This is a genomic window from Streptomyces sp. NPDC096079 (genome assembly GCF_040303145.1).
In the GTDB taxonomy this organism is placed as follows: domain Bacteria; phylum Actinomycetota; class Actinomycetes; order Streptomycetales; family Streptomycetaceae; genus Streptomyces.
This window is the reverse complement of record NZ_JBEOST010000018.1, coordinates 109,865-124,202: the sequence shown is the minus strand read 5'-3', so window position 1 is coordinate 124,202 and position 14,338 is coordinate 109,865. Positions and strand designations below refer to the sequence as shown.

Annotated in this window: 13 protein-coding genes; 11 read left to right on the top strand and 2 right to left on the bottom strand. The window is 72.8% G+C overall.

What is annotated here, in order from left to right:
• The first annotated feature begins 56 nt into the window (after window positions 1-56).
• Window positions 57-1,865, top strand: a complete 1,809-nt coding sequence (gene ggt / locus ABTY59_RS29155; RefSeq protein ID WP_352022028.1) for a gamma-glutamyltransferase — start codon at window positions 57-59, stop codon at window positions 1,863-1,865.
• Window positions 1,866-1,895: 30 nt separating this feature from the next.
• Here ggt and map read toward each other — a convergent pair whose 3' ends face one another.
• On the bottom strand, window positions 1,896-2,663 hold the full coding sequence (map, locus tag ABTY59_RS29150; protein ID WP_352022027.1) for a type I methionyl aminopeptidase: 768 nt from the start codon (window positions 2,661-2,663) through the stop codon (window positions 1,896-1,898).
• 33 nt (window positions 2,664-2,696) lie between these two features.
• Between map and ABTY59_RS29145 the strand changes: the two genes are divergently transcribed.
• The gene (locus ABTY59_RS29145) at window positions 2,697-2,948 is read left to right on the top strand and encodes a helix-turn-helix domain-containing protein (RefSeq protein ID WP_352022026.1); all 252 of its coding nucleotides are present in this window, start codon (window positions 2,697-2,699) and stop codon (window positions 2,946-2,948) included.
• A gap of 15 nt (window positions 2,949-2,963) precedes the next feature.
• Here ABTY59_RS29145 and ABTY59_RS29140 read toward each other — a convergent pair whose 3' ends face one another.
• Window positions 2,964-3,635 carry an NAD(P)-dependent oxidoreductase gene (locus ABTY59_RS29140; RefSeq protein ID WP_352022025.1) on the bottom strand — a complete coding sequence of 224 codons (672 nt, stop codon included), beginning with the start codon at window positions 3,633-3,635 and terminating at the stop codon, window positions 2,964-2,966.
• A gap of 61 nt (window positions 3,636-3,696) precedes the next feature.
• On the opposite strand from ABTY59_RS29140, the gene ABTY59_RS29135 reads away from it, so the two are divergent.
• The 9 genes from ABTY59_RS29135 (at window position 3,697) to ABTY59_RS29095 (ending at window position 14,281) form a co-directional block, all read left to right on the top strand.
• Entirely contained in the window at window positions 3,697-4,095 is a 399-nt protein-coding gene (locus tag ABTY59_RS29135; protein WP_352022024.1) for a winged helix-turn-helix transcriptional regulator, read from the top strand.
• A gap of 10 nt (window positions 4,096-4,105) precedes the next feature.
• On the top strand, window positions 4,106-4,486 hold the full coding sequence (locus ABTY59_RS29130; protein ID WP_352022023.1) for a PPOX class F420-dependent oxidoreductase: 381 nt from the start codon (window positions 4,106-4,108) through the stop codon (window positions 4,484-4,486).
• A 90-nt stretch (window positions 4,487-4,576) separates the two neighbouring features.
• On the top strand, window positions 4,577-6,289 hold the full coding sequence (locus tag ABTY59_RS29125) for a UL36 very large tegument protein (protein ID WP_352022022.1): 1,713 nt from the start codon (window positions 4,577-4,579) through the stop codon (window positions 6,287-6,289).
• A gap of 199 nt (window positions 6,290-6,488) precedes the next feature.
• Window positions 6,489-7,331: a nitrilase-related carbon-nitrogen hydrolase gene (locus ABTY59_RS29120; protein ID WP_352022021.1), complete on the top strand. Its 843-nt coding sequence runs from the start codon at window positions 6,489-6,491 to the stop codon at window positions 7,329-7,331.
• Window positions 7,328-8,608, top strand: a complete 1,281-nt coding sequence (locus ABTY59_RS29115; protein WP_352022020.1) for an aspartate aminotransferase family protein — start codon at window positions 7,328-7,330, stop codon at window positions 8,606-8,608. The genes ABTY59_RS29120 and ABTY59_RS29115 overlap by 4 nt, the downstream gene beginning before the upstream one ends.
• Window positions 8,609-8,628: 20 nt before the next feature.
• Window positions 8,629-10,026 (top strand): dihydropyrimidinase, encoded by a 1,398-nt coding sequence (hydA, locus tag ABTY59_RS29110; RefSeq protein ID WP_352022019.1) that lies wholly within the window; start codon window positions 8,629-8,631, stop codon window positions 10,024-10,026.
• Between the two features lie 44 nt (window positions 10,027-10,070).
• Window positions 10,071-11,072, top strand: a complete 1,002-nt coding sequence (locus ABTY59_RS29105) for a TIGR03842 family LLM class F420-dependent oxidoreductase (RefSeq protein WP_352022018.1) — start codon at window positions 10,071-10,073, stop codon at window positions 11,070-11,072.
• 241 nt (window positions 11,073-11,313) lie between these two features.
• Window positions 11,314-13,596, top strand: coding sequence for a M9 family metallopeptidase (locus ABTY59_RS29100; protein ID WP_352022017.1), 2,283 nt, complete (start codon window positions 11,314-11,316; stop codon window positions 13,594-13,596).
• A 46-nt stretch (window positions 13,597-13,642) separates the two neighbouring features.
• Window positions 13,643-14,281, top strand: coding sequence for a LysE family translocator (locus ABTY59_RS29095; RefSeq protein WP_352022016.1), 639 nt, complete (start codon window positions 13,643-13,645; stop codon window positions 14,279-14,281).
• Window positions 14,282-14,338: the final 57 nt, after the last annotated feature.

Sequence of the window (14,338 nt, the reverse complement as noted above, 5' to 3'; positions counted from 1 at the left end):
ACGGGAGACGGCACGGGAAGTTACGCTGCGCGGACGGTCGTTGACTGGAGGTAGGAATGCGTCGCTCCGCCGCTGGCAAGGTCTCGCTGCTCGCCGTCGCGGCGACGGTGCTCTCGATGGGCGCCGCCGCGCCGTCGAAGGCGCCGCCCGTCCCGGACCCGCCCGTCAAGGAACCCGTCGCCGTCGGGTACGGCGGCGCCGTCGCGAGTGTCGACGCCGACGCCTCGGCGGCCGGCATCGAGGTGCTCCGCAAGGGCGGCAACGCGGTCGACGCCGCCGTCGCCGTCGCGGCCGCCCTCGGCGTCACCGAGCCGTACTCGGCGGGCATCGGGGGCGGCGGCTACTTCGTGTACTACGACGCCAGGACCCGCACCGTGCGGACCGTCGACGGCCGCGAGACCGCGCCCCGTTCCGCCGGCGCCGGCCTCTTCGTGGAGAACGGCACGCCCATCCCGTTCGAGGAGGGCCAGACCAGCGGCCTCGGCGTCGGCGTCCCCGGCACCCCCGCCACCTGGAGGACCGCCCTCGACGCCTGGGGCACCAAGCGGCTCGGCACCCTGCTCGAACCCGCCGAACGGCTCGCCCGCGAGGGCTTCGCCGTCGACCCCACCTTCCGCGCCCAGACCGCCGCCAACGAGGCCCGGTTCCGGGACTTCCCCGCCACCTCCGCGCTCTTCCTGCCCGGCGGGCAGCTGCCCGTGGTCGGCTCCGTCTTCAAGAACCCCGACCTGGCGCGCACGTACGAGAAGCTCGGCCGCGAAGGCGTCGGCGCCCTCTACCGGGGGCCGCTCGCCCGGGACATCGTGAACACCGTCCGCACGCCCCCGCTGCGCGCGGGCGCCACCCGGACCGTCCGCCCCGGCGACCTGACGGAGGCCGACCTCGCCGCGTACCGCACCGAGTCCCGCAGGCCCACGAAGGTCTCGTACCGCGGCCTCGACGTCTACGGCATGGCCCCCTCCTCCTCGGGCGGCACGAGCGTCGGCGAGGCGCTGAACATCCTGGAGGGCACCGACCTCTCGGCGGCGTCCCAGGCCCAGTACCTGCACCGGTACATCGAGGCCAGCCGCATCGCCTTCGCCGACCGCGGCCGCTGGGTCGGCGATCCGGCCTTCGAGTCCGTGCCGACGCGCGGCCTGCTCTCGCAGCGGTTCGCCGACTCCCGCGCCTGCCTGATCCGCGACGACGCCGCCCTGACCAGCCCGCTCGCCCCGGGCGACCCGAGCAGCCCGGTGCCGTGCGCGAGCGGCGGCACCGCCGCCCCGACCACGTACGAGGGCGAGAACACCACCCATCTCACGGTGGCGGACAAGTGGGGCAACATCGTCGCCTACACCCTCACCATCGAGTCCACCGGCGGCAGCGGCATCACCGTGCCCGGCCGGGGCTTCCTGCTCAACAACGAGCTGACCGACTTCTCCTTCGCCCCGGCGAACCCGGCCGTCCACGACCCGAACCTGCCCGGCCCCGGCAAGCGTCCGCGCTCGTCGATCTCGCCGACGATCGTCCTCGACCGGCACGACCGCCCCGTCCTCGCGCTCGGCTCCCCGGGCGGCGCGACCATCATCACCACGGTGCTCCAGACCCTGACGGGCGTCCTGGACCGGGGTCTGCCGCTCGTCGACGCGATCGCCGCGCCGCGCGCCAGCCAGCGCAACCAGACCACCACCGAACTCGAACCCGCCCTGTGGAACAGCCCGTTGAGGACCGCGCTCGAAGGCATCGGGCACGGCTTCCGGCAGAACCCGGAGATCGGCGCGGCGACCGGCGTCCAGCGCCTCCCCGACGGCCGCTGGGTGGCCGCCGCGGAGACCGTCCGCAGGGGCGGCGGCTCGGCCATGGTGGTGCGGCCGGACGCCGGCTAGGACCTGCCTTTCGGATCGTGGAGACAGGCCTCAGAGCGCCGTCAGGACGCGCGGGCCCTCGTCCGTGATCGCCACCGTGTGCTCGGCGTGGGAGGCGCGCGAGCCGTCGGACGTGCGGATCGTCCAGCCGTCCCGCGCCGTGTAGTGCTCGTCGGTGCCGCCGCCGATGAGCATCGGCTCGATCGCGAGCACCATCCCGTGGCGCAGCTTCATGCCCCGGCCCGGGCGTCCCTCGTTGGGGACGCCCGGGTCCTCGTGCATGGCGCGACCGATGCCGTGGCCGCCGAAGCCGTCGGGGATGCCGTACCCCGCGGTCCGGCAGACCCTGCCGATCGCGTGGGCGATGTCGCCGATGCGGTTGCCGACGACGGCCGCCGCGATGCCGGCCGCCAGGGCCTCCTCCGCCGCCGCGACCAGCCGGGCGTCCTCCGGCCGCGCCGGGCCGACCGTGAAGCTGACCGCCGAGTCGCCGGCCCAGCCGCCCAGCGTGGCCCCGCAGTCCACGGAGACGAGGTCACCTGCCGCCAGCCTGGTCCCGTCCGGGATGCCGTGCACGATCGCGTCGTTCACGGAGACGCACACGACCGCGGGGAAGGGCACCGGAGCCCACTCCGGGTGGTAGTCCAGGAAGGGCGAGCCGGCGCCCGCCGCGTCGAGCACCTCGCGCGCGGCACGGTCCAGTTCGGTGAGCGGCACGCCGGGCGCCGCCTTCTCCCGCACGGCCGCCAGGGCACGGGCCACCACCCGGCCGGACTCGCGCATGGCCGCCAGCGATTCGTTCGTCTTGATCTCCACCATGGCCAATTACTATACCGGTATTAGAATGGCCGCATGGTGCGCACCCCCCTGACCCCCGAAGAGCGCGAGCGCGGCGAGCGCCTGGGCCTGCTCCTGCGCGAGGCGCGCGGCGAGCGGTCCATGGTCGAGATCGCCGCGGCCGCCGGTCTCTCCGCCGAGACCCTTCGCAAGATCGAGACCGGCCGGGCCCCGACCCCGGCCTTCTTCACCGTCGCGGCCCTGGCCGGGGTCCTCGGCCTCTCCATGGACGCGCTCGTGGCGCACTGCGCCCCGGCGCCCGTCTGAGGGCTCCCGGAGCGCTCAGACGGAGACCGCCAGCTGCACGCGGCTGTGGCGGGGGTGATCGATCTCGTCCAGGAGGGCGAGCGCCAGATCGGCGTGGGAGATGCGGCCCGGCCCCTCGATCACCCTGCCCACCGCCGTCCGGTAGCCGCCCGTGCGCTCTGCCTCCGCGTTCAGGTCCAGGCCCGGGACCACCATCAGCCAGTCGAGCCCGGGTCCCGCTTCCGCCGTGAGCAGCTCGAACTCGGCCACGTGCCCCTGGGAGAACGTCCGGTACTGCTCGGGGAAGTCCGGCGCGTCCATGATCCGCACTCCGGGTGCCGTCTCCAGGGTGGTGGCGATGCCCAGGGTGAGCAGCCGCCCGACCCCGGCCTCCGTCAGCCCGGCGACCATCGCCTTCGCCGCCGCCGTGAAGAAGTCGACCGAGGGCACGTCGAGGCGGACCGCCGCGTTCACCGCCGCGTCGTGGCCCGCCGCGAGCGCCCCCACCGAGGCCGCGTCCGTGGCGTCGCCCCGTACGAGCGTGACGCCCGCCCCTTCCAGATCGCGGTACGCGGCCGGGTCGCGGACCACGGCGGTCACCCGGTGGCCCCGGGCCACGGCCTCCGCCACGGCGGCCCGGCCGACCCTCCCGCCGGCCCCGAAGACGACGATGCTCTTGGTGTTGTCGCTGTCGCTGTACATGTCCATGGCCGGACCGTAGAACCGGCACCCCTGGTTACTTCAACGGTACTGGGCTAGCGTCGACCCCATGATCGAGCAGCTCTCCCGGCAGTCGCTGAGCCCCACCCTCTTCCGCGACCCCGACTGCGGGCTGAGCCACGGTCAGCCCATCCGGGTCGGCGGCAAGTGGACGGCGATGGTGCTGCGCTGCCTGGAGGACGGGACGCCCCGCCGCTTCTCCGAACTGCGCGTCCCCCTGCACTGGATCACCCCCAAGGTCCTCACCGAGACCCTCCGCGCCATGGAGCGCGACGGCTTCCTCACCCGGACCGCCCACGACGAGAACCCGCCCCGCGTCGAATACGCCCTCACCGAGCTGGGCCGGTCCCTCATCGCACCCCTCGACACCGCCTGCGACTGGGCGCGCGCCCACGCCCCCGAGATCGCCGAGGCCCGCACCGCGTACGAGCGTTCCACCCCGGAATAGGCTGCGGGGCATGATGCCCGAAGAGCTGCGGCGCGGCCGCTACGTCAGCCTGACCACCTTCCGGAAGAACGGCACGGGGGTCGCCACGCCCGTCTGGTACGCGGTGGAGGGCTCCGAGCTGTACGTGTGGACCCGCGACGACTCCTGGAAGGTCAAGCGCCTGCGCAACGACCCCCGGGTCGAGGTCGCCGTCTGCGACCTGCGCGGCAACGTCGCCGAGGGCGCCGAGCGGTACGCCGGCACCGGCCGCCTCGTGGAGGGGGAGGAGCTGGGCCGGATCCGGCGCCTGCTCGCCCGCAAGTACACCTGGCAGTACTGGCTGACCGACGTGCCCGCCATGATCGTCCGGCGCGGGAAGCGCCCGCACACCGGGATCGTCGTCACGTTCTGAAAACGGTCCGTAGTCGTCCCGTAACACGACTGCGGTCCAATACCCGCGGACCGGAGGGTTCCAGTCGACGGCGGGGCAGGTGCGTGACGCATGACGATGTATCAACTCCCGGTGGAGATCGCCGCGTTCGGGCGGTGGCTGACGGAGCTGGTCGGCCGGGCCGGGGAGGACGGCGGCTGGTACGGGGTCTTCGCCGCCCGCGACCCGGAGGGCCTGCGCGCCTGTCTCGACGGGGTCGAGATCCTGCCCTGGGACATCGTCGCCTCCCTCCTCCAGGACGCCGGGGAGACCGCCGACGGGCCGTTCGCCGCCCGCGGCGCGCGGCTGTACGCGGCGGCCGCGGGCGCCCACGACCGCCGGCCCGGCGGGGTCGAGGCCCTCGCCGAACGCCGGGACCTGATGGAGCGCGAACGCCGCCACGCCGGGTCCCGCGCCCGGGACCTCGGTGAACGGCTCCGCACGACCACGGACGCGGCGGAGGCCGCCCGCCTGGAGCACGACCTCGCCTGGACGCGCGACGACCACGCGCGGGCGACCGCCCGCGTCGCCGAACTGACCGGCAGACTCGCCCGCCTGGGAGGCGGGACGCCGGACACGGGAGGCCCCGCCGCGGCGCACCACGACCCGCACACCGGACCTCGGGCGGAGGCGCCGGCCGCCTTCCCCACGGGTTCCCCGGCCGGCGCCACGCCCGGCGCCCCGGACGGTTTCCCGGCCGGTGCCACGGCGGGTTCCCTGGCCGGTTTCCCGGTCGGCTCCCCGGTCGGCTCCCCGGCCGGCTCCCCGGCCGGCTCCCCGGCCGGTGCCACGGCCGGTGCCACGGCGGGCTCCCTGGCCGGGTTCCCGGCCGGTGCCACGGCCGGTGCCACGGCGGGCTCCCTGGCCGGGTTCCCGGCCGGCTCCCCGGCGGGTTCCCCGGGCGGCGCCCCGGACGGTTTCCCGGCCGGTGCCACGGCGGGTTCCCTGGCCGGTTTCCCGGTCGGCTCCCCGGCGGGTTCCCCGGCCGGCGCCCGGGACGGTGTCTCGAACGCCGCCCCGGCCGGCGCCCCCGTCGCCGCCCCGGCCAGGGCCTCCGCCCGTGCCGTGCGGTCCGGCAAGGGCGGGCGGCGGCCCCGGGGTGCCCGGTACGCCTGGCTGGAGGAGAGCGCCGACCTGGTGGAGGAGGCCCCGGTCCCGCCGCCCCCGCTGCCCGCCGGGGGAGCCGCGCCCCGAGGGGCCCGGTTCGGCGGCGCGGAGACCGCCGCCCCGGCCGCCGCCCCCGCCGACCCGGTCGAGGCCGCCCGGGCCGCGGCCAACGCCGTCTACGCCCTCCGGCGCCTGCGCGCCCAGGGCCGCAGCGGCGAGGCCCACGCCCTGCTCTGCGAGGCGCTCGCGGGACCGCCCGCCCGGCTGCCCGCCCTCGCGGCGGAGCTGCACCGGTCCGGAATGGACGCCGACTGGTCGACCCTGCTCTGGGAGGCGGCCTCGCTGCCGCCCGGGCGGCTCGCCGCCGTCGCCGGCGCGCTCGCCGACGCGGGCCGGCCGGGGGACTGCGAGCAGCTGCTCCGGCAGGGCGTGGCCCGCCCGGTCGACGAGCTCGCCGGGGCGTGCGCCGCGCTGCGCGCCGAGGGGCACCACCGGGAGGCCCACGCCCTGCTCACCGCGTTCGTCCGGGTCCGCGCCCCCGAGGACGCGGCCCGGCTCGCGGGCGCGGACCCGCGGGGGCTCGTCCCCCGGCTGCTGGCCGCGGCCCGCGCGGTCTCGGCGAGCAGGGAGCGGGATCTGGTCCACGCCCTGAGGGTGGCGGGCCTGGCCGGGGTGTGAGGGGCGACGGGGCCCTATCCGTATGGGTCCGTACGTGTCGGTACGTGTCCGACGTGGACCACTCGGGTATGAAACATGATCGACCCAGCCGCTTCCCGGCGGCGGTCTTGCTCCGGGGTGTGACGGGGCTTACGTTCTCCTCCTACGCACCGTGTCTACGGGCGTAGAGGCTCTCTGACGCCGTGCCGAAGGAGCTCTCATGTCCGACGTCGTACGCGCCGCGCTCGTCCAGGCGACCTGGACCGGCGACACCGAATCCATGATCGCCAAACACGAGGAGCACGCCCGGGAGGCCGCCCGGCAGGGCGCCAAGGTGATCGGCTTCCAGGAGGTGTTCAACGCCCCCTACTTCTGCCAGGTCCAGGAGCCCGAGCACTACCGCTGGGCCGAGCCCGTCCCCGACGGCCCGACCGTGCGCCGGATGCGGGACCTCGCCCGCGAGACCGGCATGGTGATCGTCGTCCCCGTCTTCGAGATCGAGGACTCCGGCTTCTACTACAACACCGCGGCCGTCATCGACGCCGACGGCTCCTACCTCGGCAAGTACCGCAAGCACCACATCCCGCAGGTGCGCGGCTTCTGGGAGAAGTACTACTTCCGCCCGGGGAACGCCGGCTGGCCGGTCTTCGACACCGCCGTCGGCAAGGTCGGCGTCTACATCTGCTACGACCGTCACTTCCCCGAGGGATGGCGGCAACTCGGGTTGAACGGAGCGCAGTTGGTCTACAACCCGTCCGCCACCTCGCGCGGCCTCTCCTCCTACCTGTGGCAGCTGGAGCAGCCCGCCGCCGCCGTCGCCAACGAGTACTTCGTCGCCGCCATCAACCGCGTCGGCCAGGAGGAGTACGGCGACAACGACTTCTACGGCACCAGCTACTTCGTCGACCCGCGCGGGCAGTTCGTGGGCGAGGTCGCCTCCGACAAGACCGAGGAACTGATCGTCCGCGACCTCGACTTCGGCCTCATCGAGGAGGTCCGGCAGCAGTGGGCCTTCTACCGGGACCGCCGCCCCGACGCGTACGACGGGCTGGTGCGCCCGTGAGCAGCCTGTACGCCCGGCACAAGGCCGTCATCCCCGACTGGGTCGCCCTCTACTACCGCGACCCCCTCGAGATCACCCACGGCGACGGCCGTCACGTCTGGGACGCCGAGGGACGCAGGTACCTCGACTTCTTCGGCGGCATCCTCACCACCATGACCGCCCACGCCCTGCCCGAGGTCACCAAGGCCGTCGCCGACCAGGCCGGGCGGATCATCCACTCCTCGACGCTCTACCTCAACCGCCCCATGGTGGAGCTCGCCGAGCGCGTCGCCGGCCTCTCCGGGATCCCCGACGCCCGCGTCTTCTTCACCACCTCCGGCACCGAGGCCAACGACACGGCGCTCCTCCTCGCCACCGCGTACCGCCGCTCGAACCAGATCCTGGCGATGCGCAACAGCTACCACGGCCGCTCCTTCTCCACCGTGGGCATCACCGGCAACCGTGCCTGGTCGCCCACCGGCCTCTCCCCGCTCCAGACCCTGTACGTGCACGGCGGAGTCCGCACCCGGGGCCCGTACGCCCAGTACACCGACGACCGGTTCATCGAGGCCTGCGTCGCCGACCTGGAGGACCTCCTCGGGCACACCCGGGACGTCGCCGCCCTCATCGCCGAACCGATCCAGGGCGTCGGCGGCTTCACCTCCCCGCCCGACGGCCTGTACGCCGCGTTCCGCCGCGTCCTCGACCGGCACGGCATCCTCTGGATCTCCGACGAGGTGCAGACCGGCTGGGGCCGCACCGGCGAGCACTTCTGGGGCTGGCAGGCGCACGGCCAGGCCGGGCCGCCCGACATCCTCACCTTCGCCAAGGGCATCGGCAACGGCATGTCGATCGGCGGGGTCGTGGCCCGCGCCGAGATCATGAACTGCATCGACGCCAACTCCATCTCGACCTTCGGTGGTTCGCCCGTCACGATGGCCGCCGGGCTCGCCAACCTCGCGTACCTCCTGGAGCACGACCTCCAGGGCAACGCCCGTCGTGTCGGCGGCCTCCTCATCGAGCGCGTCCGGGCGGCGGCCGCAGGAGTCCCGGCGGTACGGGAGGTCCGCGGGCGCGGTCTGATGATCGGCCTCGAACTCACCGAACCGGGCACCGACCGGGCGAACCCGGAGGCGGCCGGCGCCGTCCTGGAGGCCGCCCGCGAGAACGGCCTGCTCATCGGCAAGGGCGGCGGGCACGACACCAGCACCCTGCGCATCGCGCCGCCGCTGTCGCTCACCGTCTCCGAGGCCGAGGAGGGCGCCGCCATCCTCGAACAGGCACTCCGATCCATCTAGCCGGCAAGGGGAGAAGCAGCGTGAGCAGCAGTCGTACCCTCATCCGCGGCGGTCTGGTCGTCACCGCCGCCGACGAAGTGCACGCGGACGTGCTGATCGAGCACGGCCGGGTGGTCGCCCTCGCGGCGCCGGGAAGCCAGCAGTGGACCGCGGACCAGGTGATCGACGCCTCGCAGAAGTACGTGATCCCGGGCGGGGTCGACGCGCACACGCACATGGAGCTGCCGTTCGGAGGCACCTTCGCGTCCGACACGTTCGAGACCGGGACACGGGCGGCGGCGTGGGGCGGGACGACGACGATCGTCGACTTCGCGGTGCAGACGAAGGGCGAGTCGCTGCACGCCGGCCTCAGCGCCTGGCACGAGAAGGCGGACGGGAAGTGCGCGGTCGACTACGCGTTCCACATGATCATGTCGGACGTGAACGAGTCGACGCTCAAGGAGATGCCGAAGCTCATCGAGCACGGCGTGACCTCGTTCAAGCTGTTCATGGCGTATCCGGGGGTCTTCTACTCGGACGACGGGCAGATCCTCAGGGCCATGCAGACGGCCGGTGACACCGGCGGGCTCATCATGATGCACGCGGAGAACGGCATCGCGATCGACGTCCTGGTGGAGCAGGCCCTGGCCCGCGGCGAGACCGACCCGCGCCATCACGGCGAGGTCCGCAAGGCGCTGCTGGAGGCGGAGGCCACCCACCGCGCGATCCAGCTCGCCCGTGTGGCGGGGGCGCCCCTGTACGTCGTCCACGTCTCGGCGCGGGAGGCCCTGGCCGAGCTGGCGGCGGCCCGGGACATGGGGCTGCCGGTCTTCGGCGAGACCTGCCCGCAGTACCTGTTCCTCTCCACCGACAACCTCGCCGAGCCGGACTTCGAGGGCGCCAAGTACGTGTGCAGCACGCCCCTGCGCCCGAAGGACCACCAGGAGGCCCTGTGGCGCGGGCTGCGGACCAACGACCTCCAGGTGGTGTCCACCGACCACTGCCCGTTCTGCTTCGTCGGCCAGAAGGAGCTCGGCCGGGGCGACTTCTCGAAGATCCCGAACGGGCTTCCGGGCGTGGAGAACCGCATGGACCTGCTCCACCAGGCGGTGGTGGACGGCCACATCTCCCGGCGTCGCTGGATCGAGATCGCCTGCGCCACCCCGGCCCGGATGTTCGGCCTGTACCCGCAGAAGGGGACGATCGCGCCGGGCTCGGACGCCGACATCGTCATCTACGACCCGCACGCGACGCAGACGCTGTCGGCCGAGACGCACCACATGAACGTCGACTACTCGGCGTACGAGGGGAGGACCGTCACCGGCCAGGTCGAGACCGTCCTCTCCCGGGGCGAGGTCGTGATCGACGGACGGAAGTACGTCGGCCGCACCGGCCACGGCACCTTCGTGCCGCGCTCCACCTGCCAGTACCTGGGTTGAACCACCCGGGACCTCACCGCACCGACTTGAACTTGGAGGTCCGAGTGGACTTCGGACTCGTCCTGCAGACCGACCCGCCCGCCTCGGAGGTCGTCGGGCTCATGCGCCGGGCGGAGCGCAACGGCTTCCGGTACGGCTGGACCTTCGACTCCGCCGTCCTGTGGCAGGAGCCCTTCGTCATCTACAGCCAGATCCTGGCCAACACCACCAAGCTGCACGTGGGCCCGATGGTGACCAACCCCGGCACCCGCACCTGGGAGGTCACGGCCTCCACCTTCGCCACCCTCAACGACATGTACGGCAACCGGACCGTGTGCGGCATCGGCCGCGGCGACTCCGCCATGCGCGTCGCCGGCCGCAAGCCCAACACCCTGGCCCGGCTCGGCGAGGCCATCGACGTCATCCGCGACCTGGCGGAGGGCCGTGAGGCGGAGGTGGACGGCAACGCGATCCGGCTGCCCTGGATCAGGAACGGCAGGCTTCCCGTCTGGATGGCGGCGTACGGTCCCAAGGCGCTGGCCCTGGCCGGGCAGAAGGCCGACGGATTCATCCTCCAGCTCGCCGACCCGTTCCTCACCGAGTGGATGGTCAAGGCCGTCCGCCAGGCCGCCGCGGACGCCGGCCGGGACCCGGACGCCCTCACCATCTGCGTCGCCGCGCCCGCCTACGTGGGCGACGACCTGGCCCACGCCCGTGACCAGTGCCGCTGGTTCGGCGGGATGGTCGGCAACCACGTCGCCGACCTGGTCGCCAAGTACGGCGAGCACTCCGCGATGGTGCCGGACGAGCTGACCGCGTACATCAAGGACCGGCACGGCTACGACTACTCCCACCACGGCCGCGCGGGGAACCCCGACACCGAGTTCGTCCCCGACGAGATCGTCGACCGCTTCTGCCTCCTGGGCCCCGCCGAGGCCCACATCGAGAAGCTCCGCCACCTCAAGTCCCTGGGCGTCGACCAGTTCGCCGTCTACGACATGCACGACAACCGCGAGGGCACGATCGACGCGTACGGCTCCGACATCATCCCGGCGCTGAGCGCGTAGCGCCGAGCCCCCTCCGTACAAGGCCGGTTGCCGCCGCCTGGACCTCCAGGCGGCGGCAACCGGCCTTTGTGATGCCTCCGTGACCGCTCGTCAGAGATGAATCCTGTCAGGGGTCTTCCAGAACAATGCGACATGTGAAATTTTACACGTCACGTGTCAGTCACCCGTGTGTCCCCACACACGGCCCCAACGGCCCCGGAGGCCCCCACAGATGCGCCCCTCCCCGATAGCGAAGACCCGCGTGCGAAGACTTCCCGTCCTCGGCGCGGCCGTCTTCCTCACGCTCGGACTGTTCGTGCCGCAGAGCCAGGCCGCCACCGTCGGCGCCGCGAGCGGCGCCACGGCTCCGGCCCCCGCGCCCCGGGCGATCCCCGTGCCGAAGTCGCCCCACGCCATCAGCGACAACCCCCGCTTCCGGCTCTCCTCGCAGGACAGCGCCGAAGAGACCGCCCCGCGGCCCGCCCCCGCCGCCGCCAAGGCGAGCAAGCTCGCGCCGACGGCCGCCGCGGACGCCTGCGGCGACCTCTCCGGAGTCATCGACTCCACCGGGACCGCACTGGTCCAGCAGCTCAAGGCGCTTCCCCAGATCACCTGTACGTACCCGCTGTTCAACCTCACCGGAGAGGACGCGCGGAAGACCTTCCGCGAGGCCCAGATGGTGACCGTCGCCGACGCGCTCCGCGACGCCTCCGCCACGTACAAGGGCGACAACAGCACCTCCGTCGGGCAGCTGGTGATGTTCCTGCGCGCCGGCTACTACGTGCAGGACAACCACGCGGACGTCGTCGGCGACTACGGCACGGCGCTCAAGGGCGCGGCGCGCGGCGCCCTCGACGCCTACTTCGCCGCCCCGCGCTCCAAGGACGTCACCGACGCCAACGGCGAGATCCTCAACGAGGTCGTCACGCTGATCGACAGCACCCACGAGGCCGGCCGCTACGCCGGCGTCGTCAAGTGGATGCTCGGCGGCTACGACGCCACGTGGCCCGGTCAGATGAACCTCGCCATGCAGCACGTCGAATGGGTCGTCGAGAACGGCTTCAAGGCCAGGAACGACGAGCGGGGCTGGCGGGCCGCCCTCAAGGCCGACCCCGCCATCCTCGACACCTGGGCGGGCTTCATCACCCGCAACGGCGCCCAGCTGAACCGCCTCGACGTCGTCAGCAACGTCGGCCGCCACCTCGGCAACGCCCTCGACGTCCCCGAGCTCAAGGACCGGGTCCGGCCGCTCCTGAAGGACCTGATCAACCGCTACCCGAACGTCGGCCCCACCGCCCCGATCACCATGAACCTGGGCTGGTACACGCGCCAGTACGACCGCGGCAACTGCGCCGCCTACGCCATCTGCGACCTGGGACAGCGCGTGCTCCCCGCGGTCCTGCCGACCCAGCACACCTGCACCCCGGGCCTGAAGATCCGCGCCCAGGACATGTCGCCCGGCCAGCTGGCGAGCACCTGCACGAGCCTGGCCGGACAGGACGCCTACTTCCACCGGGTCATCGGCGACAAGGGCCCGATCCCCGGTGACGTGAACACCGACCTGGAGGTCGTCGCCTTCGACGACTACACCCAGTACGCGCTGTACGCCTGGGCCATCTACGACATCGACGTCGACAACGGCGGCATGTACGAGGAGGGCAACCCCGCCGCCCCCGGCAACCAGGCCCGTTTCATCGCCCACGAGGCGAGCTGGCTGCGCCCGGACTTCCAGATCTGGAACCTCAACCACGAGTACACCCACTACCTCGACGGCCGCGCCGACATGTACGGCGACTTCGAGGCGGGCATGACCACGCCGACCATCTGGTGGGTCGAGGGCATCGCCGAGAACGTCTCGTACGGCTACCGGGGCGAGCGGAACGCCGACGCGATCGCCGAGGCCGCCCGCAAGACGTACCGGCTGAGCGAGCTGTTCGACACCGTCTACGGCCAGGAGGAGGACCCCGAGGTCAACTCGAACCGGGTCTACCGCTGGGGCTGGCTCGCCGTCCGCTACATGCTCCAGAAGCACCCCGCCGACGTCCAGACCATCCTCGGCGCGTACCGCACCGGTGACTGGACCGGGGCCCGCACCTTCATCAAGCAGACCATCGGCACCCGCTACGACGCCGACTTCGCGACCTGGCTGACGACGGACTGCGCCACGAACGACTGCGGCCCGCTGCCGGACGCCCCGACCACCGCCACCACCCCGCTCTGCACCCTCGGCGACCCCCGTCAGTTCGACCAGAACTGCCGCAGGGACGGCCTCTCCGCCGCCGCCGGCAACTACAGCTACCACTTCGTGTACCTGCCGGCCGGCGTGCAGCGGCTGACGATCACCAGCAGCGGCGGCACCGGCAACGCCGACCTGTACTACGGCGGCGGCAGCTGGGCCACCACCGGCAGCCACCTGGCGAAGTCCGTCAACGCCGGGAACGGCGAGACCCTGACCATCGACAACCCGCCGTCCGGCTGGGTCTACTTCAGCCTCGCCGCAGCCCAGGACTTCAGCGGCGTGAGCCTGTCCACCCGGACCGGATGAACCGGTTCGCCTGCGGTCGCGCGGGGCCGCCGTGTTTCATGGCCCCATGGTGTCCACCGACCGACTTCTGGCCTTCGCGGCCATGTCCTTCCTGCTGATCGTCATCCCCGGTCCCAGCGTCCTGTTCGTGATCGGTCGGGCGCTGGCCCAGGGGCGGCGCGCCGCACTGACCACGGTCGTGGGGAACACGCTCGGCGCCTATGTGCTCGTCGTGGCCGTGGCGCTCGGCGTCGGGGCCCTCGTCGAACGCTCGGTCCTCGTCTTCACCACCCTGAAGCTCGTCGGAGCCGCCTACCTGGTGTACCTGGGCGTCAAGGCGGTGCGGCAGCGCGGATCGCTGCACGCCGCCTTCTCCGGCGACGGTCCGGAGCACGGCACCCTGCGCACCCTGGGGGAGGGCTTCGCGGTCGGCGTGGCCAACCCGAAGACGATCGTGTTCTTCGCCGCGGTGCTGCCCCAGTTCGTCGACCGCGACCAGGGGCACGTCGCCCTGCAGATGCTGGTCCTCGGCCTGGTCTTCAACGCGATCGCCGTGGCCTCGGACAGCGCCTGGGGGCTGGTCGCGGCCACCACCCGGAACTGGTTCGCCGGCTCGCCCCGACGCCTCGCGATGGTCGGCGGCGCCGGCGGACTGACGATGATCGGCCTCGGAGTCACGGTCGCGGCGACCGGCCGCAACGACTAGGCACCCGGCAGGACGGGCCCGGGCCGGAGCGACCGGAGAGGACCAAGGAGCCCCGCC

What these genes read in the sequence shown, in the direction of transcription:
- ggt (WP_352022028.1), top strand. Translation starts at nt 57, where the DNA reads ATGCGTCGCTCCGCCGCTGGCAAGGTCTCGCTGCTCGCCGTCGCGGCG.
- ABTY59_RS29140 (WP_352022025.1), bottom strand. Translation starts at nt 3,635, where the DNA reads ATGGACATGTACAGCGACAGCGACAACACCAAGAGCATCGTCGTCTTC.
- ABTY59_RS29095 (WP_352022016.1), top strand. Translation starts at nt 13,643, where the DNA reads ATGGTGTCCACCGACCGACTTCTGGCCTTCGCGGCCATGTCCTTCCTG.
- ABTY59_RS29145 (WP_352022026.1), top strand. Translation starts at nt 2,697, where the DNA reads ATGGTGCGCACCCCCCTGACCCCCGAAGAGCGCGAGCGCGGCGAGCGC.
- map (WP_352022027.1), bottom strand. Translation starts at nt 2,663, where the DNA reads ATGGTGGAGATCAAGACGAACGAATCGCTGGCGGCCATGCGCGAGTCC.
- ABTY59_RS29130 (WP_352022023.1), top strand. Translation starts at nt 4,106, where the DNA reads ATGATGCCCGAAGAGCTGCGGCGCGGCCGCTACGTCAGCCTGACCACC.
- ABTY59_RS29120 (WP_352022021.1), top strand. Translation starts at nt 6,489, where the DNA reads ATGTCCGACGTCGTACGCGCCGCGCTCGTCCAGGCGACCTGGACCGGC.
- ABTY59_RS29135 (WP_352022024.1), top strand. Translation starts at nt 3,697, where the DNA reads ATGATCGAGCAGCTCTCCCGGCAGTCGCTGAGCCCCACCCTCTTCCGC.
- ABTY59_RS29125 (WP_352022022.1), top strand. Translation starts at nt 4,577, where the DNA reads ATGACGATGTATCAACTCCCGGTGGAGATCGCCGCGTTCGGGCGGTGG.